Below are 8,175 nucleotides of genomic sequence, written 5' to 3' on the forward strand. Positions count from 1 at the left end.
CGACCCAACCCAGCCGCCGGAAGCGGTGCCGGCGTTCCCCCGAAGCAGACGTTCGTCAGCCATCCGGCAACACCAGCTTGGGGTGGATCTCCGCCGGTCCACTGCCGGGCGACGATGCACGAAAGCGGACGTTTTCGGCGCGACCTGGGGCGAAGCCTGGTGCACAGGCCCCGCTCCACCGCCGATATTCGCAATCGCGCGATATACTCCGTGAGGGCTCCCGTCGCGCTGAAGACAGCACGGTTGTGCGCGGCCCTGCGCCCCTATGTCGGGAGCCGGGCGAAGCGAGCGGCGTGTTGCGCAGTCGCTCCGCCAGACCTCGTGCCGATCAGGCGGTCTGAAGCGCGCTCAGTTCCTGAAGGCCGCCGCCATCCGCATAAGCGAGGCGGAAGCTCGGGCGCGCCTTCCAGCGCTGCCAGAACTGGTCGAGCTGCTCGTAGCGCTCATCCAGCGGGGTCGCGACCGGACCAAACTTCGAGAACGCGATCGCCGTGCACAGCGTGATGTCGGCGAAGGTCGGGTGCGCGCCACCGAGCATCCAGTCCCGCCCATCCGACAGATGCCGGTCGACGAGGCTGGCATGGGAGAGCGCCTCCTTGCGGCAATGCTCGCCCCATTGCGGGTTGCTAGTTAGTTCCAGCTTCGGCCCAAGGCCCTGATGGAGCACGTGGAATAGCGTCGTGAGCCTGTACAGGATCTGCACCCAGATCCGGTCGTTCCACATCACGTCCTGTGCCTGCTCCAATGCGCCTTCGCCCAGAATTTTGCGGCCCGGGAAGCTCTCGTCGAGGTAGCGCGCGATCGCGACGCTCTCGGCTAGATAACCACCGCCCGGCAGCTCAAGAGTCGGGGTCTCGCCCCAGGGATTGCGCTTGAGATGTTGCCAACCGCGCTGCTCGCCGCCCGGAGCCATGTCGAGCACACGCTCCTCGACATGCTGCGCGATACCCTTCTCGTGCATGAGCAGGCGCACCCGCTGTGGGTTCGGGAAGGCTGACGGCGAGGTGTAGAGGGTAAGCTTGTCCATGATTCCTCAGCAGAGCGGGCTTTCGATGTCGCCACAGGTAGGGTTGGTCCCGAGCGGCAACAGAGGGACGTAGACGTTGGCTTCGTGCCTGCTTCTACCTTGCGCCGAGGGTACCGGAGGTCCAGCGAACGACCGCTCTGGAGAACCGCAAACGACTTTTCCAGCGGCTGGCTTGGGTCGCGAGCGGGCACGGAGGCGATGTCCACTTCAATCAATCACTGCCCGAGAGCGAATTTTCGCAAAACCACCCTGAGCGGCCGTCCTGCTTCCGACCCAACTCGGCCGCCGGGAACGCTGTCGGCACTTCTCCAAAGCGGCCGTCTGCATACGCACGGCTTCTCGGCCAATAGGGGCTCAGTGAACATGCCCCTCGCCAGCGGGGGCTTGAGTACCAATGCCCTCGACGTCGAACTCGACCGCAACTGTGCCGGCCCGCTCGAAGGTGAGCGTGCCCTTGACCGGTTCGCCCTTCTTCAGCGGCGCCTTCATGTCGAGGAACATGAGGTGGTAGCCGCCGGGCTTGAGGGTCACCGTCTCACCCGGCTTGATCTCCAGGCCGCCTTCGACGGGCGCCATCTTCATCACACCGCCCTCCATCGACATGGAATGCACCTCACCCCGGCTTGCCCCGTCCAGGGCGGCGGCGGTGAGCCGATCCGGCTCGGTGCCGGTGTTGGTGATGCTCAGGTAGCCGCCCGCCACCTTGGCGCTCGCCGGGGTGGCCCGCGACCAGGGATGACTGATCCGCAGGTCTCCCACGGTGTAAGTGTGTGTCGGCACAGAAGCCACTGATTGGGCGGCGACGATGCGGACGCCGGGTGCAGGCTCCTTGAGAGCGTGGACGGATGTGCCCGGCGCCGGGATCTCGCTCCAGCTGTAGCTCCCCTTCTCGCAGTCCTGCTGGACCGGGAAATAGACAGTCTGGCCGGGCACGAAGGCGTCCGAGATCCGGCTGAAGAAGGTGAACTCGTCCACTTGGTCGTCGGGCAGGCTGCTGCCGGTCCAGGTGATGGTCTTCACGCCTCCCGAGATCAAGCCGTGGTAGTAGGGGTATGCCTTGGCGTAGGCGCCCTTGGTGGTCGTCACCTGCCAGCCGGGCTTGGGCATCGGCTTGGCGCCGACCACGCCCTCGGGGATGGTGACGCTGACCCGCGTGGTCGGCGACCCTGCGCAGCCGTGCGTGATCTGGACAACGCCCCGGTAGGAGGCGTCCGGGGATGCTTCCTTCCGCTCCAAGACGGCATGGGCCCAGGCTGATGTCGAGGGGATCGCGACAAGGCCGACGAGCACGAGGCGAGTGGCGAGGTGCATGGCTGAGGATCCGAGGAGTAACTGGTGAAGGATGAGGTGGGACGCCGTCCGCGCTGCCACGCCGACCTGAGCCAGCGCGGCAGTAGAGGATCCCAACGGGCTCAGAACGAGGCGCGCACGCCCGCGAACACGCTGCGGCCGTTGCCGGGGTAGAACGCCGCCAGCGCGGCCGCTCCGCCGACCGCCGTTTGGGCGTTGTTCACCACCGCAATGTCGGAGATGTAACGCTCGTCGGTCAGGTTGCGGGCGTCCACGAACAGCGACACGCCGTTGGCGAAGTCGATGCCGGTCTGGATGTTGAACAGCGCGTAGCCCGGCGCCTGCAGGGTGTTGGCGTGATCCGCGAAGGGCCCCTGAGGTACCCAGTCCACCGACGGGGCGAAGTAGAAGCCGCTCGGGTGGCGGTAGCTGAGGACCGTGCGCAGCACATCATTCGGGATGCCGGCGATGCGGTTGTTGCCGTAGACAGGATCGCGCACGAACCGGAAGTCGTTGTGCGTCCAGATCTGGGTGACGGCGAGCGTGTCACCGGTTCCGGTTAGGTCGCGGACGAGATCGAGCGAGACAGCGGCCTCGACGCCCTGGTGAATGGTGCGAGGCGCGTTGAACGTCGCCGCCTGGATGCCGAGGCCCGGGTTGGTCGAGAAGTTGATCAGCTCATCGCGCAGCTCGGCGCGGTAGAGGGTGACATCCCAGGTGAGCCGGTCGATGTGCCCGCGCGAGCCCGCCTCGTAGGTCCAGGCGCGCTGGGCCGCCAGTGGCACGAAAGTGGCGCTGATCAGGTTCTGCTGCACCAGATCGCTGAAGTCCGGCACGTCGCGCGAGCGGGTGATGTCGGCGAACACCTGGATGTCGGGTAGCGGCTGCCACAGCAGACCGATCTTCGGGTTGATCCCCTCGTAGGTGATGTTGCCGTACTGGACGCGCGGGCTCGCCGGCAGGCCACCCTTGTTGCTGTAGGTGCGGTTCGAAGAGAACAGCTTGGCGCCGGTCATCAGCGCCATGTCGGGCAAGAACCAGAAGCGGTTCTCGCCATACGCCTCGTAATTGGACGCGCTCTGCAGCGCGTTCAGCGTCTGGACGCCGCGCTGACCCTGGATGTTGACGAACTGCTGGGCGGAGTTCTGGCCGGCGAAGGCGCGCAGGCCCAGGATCGTGTCGTTGCGGAAGCCGCCGACGTCGAAGGTGCCGGCCCAGTGCGGGCTGATGCCGTAGGTCCAGCCGTCCTGATCGATGACTTGGAAGATCGGGTGATAGAGGTTCTTGTGGATCGCCCAGGTATCGATGTCGAGCTTGCCAACGTCGAGCAGGAACGAGGTGCGGTTGGCGACTCGCTCGGTCTCGACCCGCCGCGACTGGTTGCCGGTGATGGCCGAGAGGTTCGCGATCCGGGGCGTGTTGAGGGCTTGGCCGAGCGTGATGGAGCCGGGTAGCTTCTGGTCGGTCAGATAACCGCCGAGGTAGAAGCGCGTCTCGACGCCGGGCGCGAGCTGGTAGCCGATGTTGGCGTTGAAGTTCTGGGTGCGCTGTGTCTCGTGGAAGCGGAAGCCGTCCGAGTTGGTGAAGGTGCCGTTGACCATGAAGTCGACTGGCCCCGAGATGCGCGAGAACTGGAAGTTTTCCCGGATCGTGCCGAAGCTGCCGCCGTCGATGCGCAGGATGTTGGGCGCGAAGGCCGTGTAGGCGGTGGGCGTGACGAAGTTGACCGCGCCACCGAGCGTCGTGGCGCCGAAGGTCAGCGCGTTGCCGCCCTTGTAGACCTCGGCCGAACGCAGGGCGAGCGGGTCGATCTGGTAGAAGTCGCCGCTGCCGTCGGCGAGGTTGAACGGGATCCCGTCCTGCAGCACCTCGATGCCACGCAGGTGGAAGCCGCGGGCGATGCCGGAACCGCGGATGGAGAGGCGCAACTCCTGCCCGTAACGCTCCTGCACGTAGACGCCGGGGACGTCCTTGAGCACGTCGCGCAGGGTGTTGGCGTATCGGTCTTGGAAGTCCTCAGCATCGACAAACGCGACCGAACCGACGGTCGAGTTCACCGCGGCGCGCTGCTGAGCGACGCTGGGCACTGTGACGGAGCCGGCGTTCTCGCCCGGCGCGGGGGACGTGCCGACGCTCGGTGCAGAGGAGCCCGCCACGCTGAGTTCGGGAAGGGTGACGGATGGCGAGGCGGCAGACTGGGCGAAGGCCGACGTGGAGGCGAGCAGCGTCAGCAACAGGGCGGCGTACAGCTCGACCCGAGGTATGCGGTACATGATGGGACGTCCATGGTCTGGATGATCGGGAGGTGGCGATCAGCTCAGACGACGGGCGGGGCTCTTGCTTGTGCTCGGAACCGCGGGGGAGCACGAGGAATGGCGACGACTTCTGGTCGCCAAGTGAGGCTCACGGCATGGCGACGCGGCCAGACGATGGTCGACACCGTGAGAACAGGGACATGGCTTGCCGGATGGACATGGGCCGCGGTGCAGCAGTCGCAGCCTGTATGAGCGGGCAACGGCGTAGCCGGCCCGCCATCTTCAGCTCCTAGGGCGCCCACGCAGAGGTGATGATCTGGTCCGGAGAGGCTGACTGAGAGCGCACCGCCGAGGAAGCTCTGCAGCGCGAGCGCATACAGCGCGGCCACGGTGATGGCCACGCGGACAGCAGCCCATCTTGGCCGAAGCGCGCTCATGTACAGCGGGTAGGGCACGGGCGCGAGCTGCGTCAACGCGCAGTTGTGGATCTGCCAACGATTTCAGGTCGCTGTGACCCAAGGGCAAATGACCGACCTTCGTTCTCGAAGAGTACGTTCCCGTAAGCCGGGTCAGCCTCAATCGCGCCTCCCGAAGGTTCGAGAAAGATGACGAGTGAGGGCGGCGGCGAGGTCCGCTTCGATGGCTTCGCCGCCCGGAAGCGGACTGGCCGCAAACCACCCCGAGCAGCCATTCCGATAGCGACCCAAAAACGACCTTCGGCCGGCCACCAAGTTCGCTCGTAAGCGGACGTCAATCGAGCCTTCGGTCAGGCGCCTAAGCCGTCGGCCACGACCGCGAGGCGTATCTAACCAAAAGTTGTCATGATCCTCCATAGAAAGCTGTTCGGATTGAGGGTTTTCCGAGGCCGGTCAGCGCGTCATCAGGCAACCAGAAATAGTCGAGCTGCCGCTAACTAAATAATAGGAATAGAAGACGAAAGTGTAAAAAGCTAGGCTTTTGCCCTCGGAGCTCAGATCGTGCAATTTGGTATTCGCTCTCGACTTTACGCGGGCTTCAGCGGCTTGATGGTCGTCGTCGCAGCTCTCGGTGGGGTTGCGCATTATCAGCTCGGCCGTGTCACCGACCAGTACGAAGAGCGCGGCAGATATGAGGCCATTGCCCGCAATGTCTATACGGTGAATATCCTCGCCGCTCAGCTCAAGGGCGATGCAGAAAATTACCGGCTCGCGCCCAAGCCGGAGCAGGTCGCGCCTATGGAAGCCGCCCGGCATGAGATCGAGGAAGCCGGGTCTAAATTGGCGAGGAGTGCTATCTCGGAAGAGCGCCGTAAGATTTACTTGGGCATCAATGAGGATGCTCGAGCGATGAAGCCCGAGTTGGAGCGTCTGGCAGCCGCCGGCGTGACCCTGAAGGAAGCCAAGGACAAGCTTTTCACGGGCGGTGACGACCTCACCCGTGCGACCGCGACGTTGGTCTCCGATGTGCGCTCACAAGCCGATGAGGCGACGCTCAGCCGGGCTCAGACCGTCGAGAGCGCCATGCTGCTCGTCCGCGTCGCTAACTGGCGCTTCCTGGCGACGTTCGATCCGAAGGGACCGGCAACGTTCGCCACGAACGTCGAGAAGGCTGAGAAGGCCATGAAGGCCCTCAGGAATGCCGATGGCAGCGCGCCATTCCAGACGCAGATGAAGGCGGTCGATGTCGCACTCGCTGCCTACGCGACCAACTTCCGTGCCACGGTTGCGGCAATGGCGACTTCAAACAAGGCCTTCGACACTGGCATCAAGCCGCATACGGATGCCATCGACCAAGCCGCCATTGGCGTGCGTGGCATGATCAAACTCGCGGTCGAGGAGATCACCGATGCCACCGCAGCATCGGTTGCGGGTGCCCGACTCATCCAGATGAGCCTCCTCGGGTTGGCTCTGATCATCGGCGGCGTCCTAGCCTTCCTCCTGGCCCGCAGCATCATCAGACCAATCGCCGGTATGACCATGGCCATGAAGCGTCTGGCCGCCGGCGACAATGCCGTGGATGTGCCCTCGCGCGCGGCCACCGACGAGATGGGTGAGATGGCACAGGCCGTCGAGGTGTTCCGCCAGAACGCCATCGCGCGGGCCGAACTGGAGGCCGCACAGGTCGCCGAGCAGTCGGCGCGGCAGCGCCGGGCCGATCGCGTTGACGCCCTGATCAAGTCCTTCCAGCAGAAGGTTGCGAGCTCCCTGGAGATCGTCACCTCGGCTGCAACCGAGCTCGATGCCACTGCCCGCTCGATGACCCAGGTCGCCGATAACACCAACAGCCAAGCCGTGGCCTCAAGCGCGGCCGCGGAGGAGACCTCGGTCAACGTGCAGACGGTGGCGGCCGCCGCCGAGGAGATGGTTTCCTCGCTTCAGGAGATCGAGCGACAGGTGGTTCGCTCCAACGAGGTCGCCGCCAGCGCGGCGCACGAGGCGGAAGCAACTGGCGCGGCGATGGCCGATTTGGGGGCGGCAGCAGAGCAGATCGGCGCAGCCGTGACGACGATTTCGTCGATCGCAGGTCAGACCAACCTTCTGGCGCTGAACGCCACGATCGAGGCCGCGCGTGCGGGGGACGCGGGGCGCGGCTTCGCAGTCGTCGCCGCCGAGGTCAAGGAGTTGGCCGGCCAGACGGCGCGTGCGACCGAGGAGATCGGTGGTCAGATCGCCGCGATCCAGGGCGCGACTTGCCGTGCGACGGAGGCCATCCAGGGGATTGGCCGGACGATCGCATCAATCAACGAGATCGCCGGCATGATCGCCTCGACTGTGGTCGAGCAGACGGCAGCGACGGGTGAGATCTCGCGCAACGCCAGCGAAGCGGCGCGCGGCACGCAGGACGTATCGGCCAACGTCGCGCGTGTTCTGACCTCGACGGGTGAGACCGGCAGCGCAGCGACACAAGTGCTGAGCGCGGCGGCCGAACTCGCCACACAATCGCTGAGCGTCAAGCAGGAGGTCGATGCCTTCCTTCTCGACATCCAGGCGGCGTGAGGCGTCGATGGCAGATATCTACGTCTTGCCGAGCATCCTGGACCAGAACGGAGTCCAGCACCTCGTCGCTGCCCTGAAGGCTGAGATGACATCGGGACGCGATCTCGGTCCGCGCGGTCCCCAGATGCAGGCCATTGGTCATTCACTCGAACAGTCGAGCCTTCAGCTTCGCCGTGAGTTAGAAAGCTTCGTGCTCGAACCCCTTGCTAGCAATCCAAATTTGACGAAGGCCTATTCCGACATGATGGTCTTGCGAGAGGAGTTGCTGCAGCTCGCTGAGGCCTTCGCAGAGCTCGGTTTGGTAGCGAAGGCATACGCAGCCTAAGTCCCCCATTGCCTGCATGTCGCACCAATTAAGCCCGCCCGGATCGCCGTGGCGGGTTTTCTCTATCCGGAATAGCTCTGGGGTTGCCGTAGATGTTTACCCTCCTGGCACTACAATATAACCAGTGGCGCTTGAGCTAGCAAACGGATCGATGCGGGCGGAATCTTTTGATCAATGCGGCAAATACTATATTTCGCGTCATTATATCAGGGCTTTATCCTGCTCGGGTTCATGAGCGGGTGCTGTAGCTATGTCAGCTTTGATGCCTTTCTCCTCAGGAGCGGACGGGCAGCAAACCACCCA

At 64.6% G+C, this 8,175-nt stretch carries 5 protein-coding genes; 2 read left to right on the top strand and 3 right to left on the bottom strand.

The window, feature by feature from the left end:
• Positions 1 to 328: 328 nt before the first annotated feature.
• From ACTJK8_RS31765 to ACTJK8_RS31775, 3 genes are all read right to left on the bottom strand, one after another.
• Entirely contained in the window at positions 329 to 1,027 is a 699-nt protein-coding gene (locus tag ACTJK8_RS31765) for a glutathione S-transferase family protein (protein ID WP_012329789.1), read from the bottom strand.
• Between the two features lie 354 nt (positions 1,028 to 1,381).
• On the bottom strand, positions 1,382 to 2,338 hold the full coding sequence (locus ACTJK8_RS31770) for a copper chaperone PCu(A)C (RefSeq protein WP_012329790.1): 957 nt from the start codon (positions 2,336 to 2,338) through the stop codon (positions 1,382 to 1,384).
• A gap of 101 nt (positions 2,339 to 2,439) precedes the next feature.
• On the bottom strand, positions 2,440 to 4,590 hold the full coding sequence (locus ACTJK8_RS31775; RefSeq protein WP_012329791.1) for a TonB-dependent receptor family protein: 2,151 nt from the start codon (positions 4,588 to 4,590) through the stop codon (positions 2,440 to 2,442).
• Positions 4,591 to 5,597: 1,007 nt separating this feature from the next.
• On the opposite strand from ACTJK8_RS31775, the gene ACTJK8_RS31780 reads away from it, so the two are divergent.
• A complete protein-coding gene (locus ACTJK8_RS31780; RefSeq protein WP_012319509.1) occupies positions 5,598 to 7,547 on the top strand; it encodes a methyl-accepting chemotaxis protein in 1,950 nt (649 codons plus the stop codon).
• Positions 7,548 to 7,554: 7 nt separating this feature from the next.
• Positions 7,555 to 7,872, top strand: a complete 318-nt coding sequence (locus tag ACTJK8_RS31785) for a hypothetical protein (RefSeq protein ID WP_012319510.1) — start codon at positions 7,555 to 7,557, stop codon at positions 7,870 to 7,872.
• The last annotated feature ends 303 nt before the right edge of the window (positions 7,873 to 8,175 follow it).

Origin of the sequence: Methylobacterium sp. 22177 (assembly GCF_052045615.1) — a bacterium.
Lineage (GTDB): Bacteria > Pseudomonadota > Alphaproteobacteria > Rhizobiales > Beijerinckiaceae > Methylobacterium > Methylobacterium radiotolerans.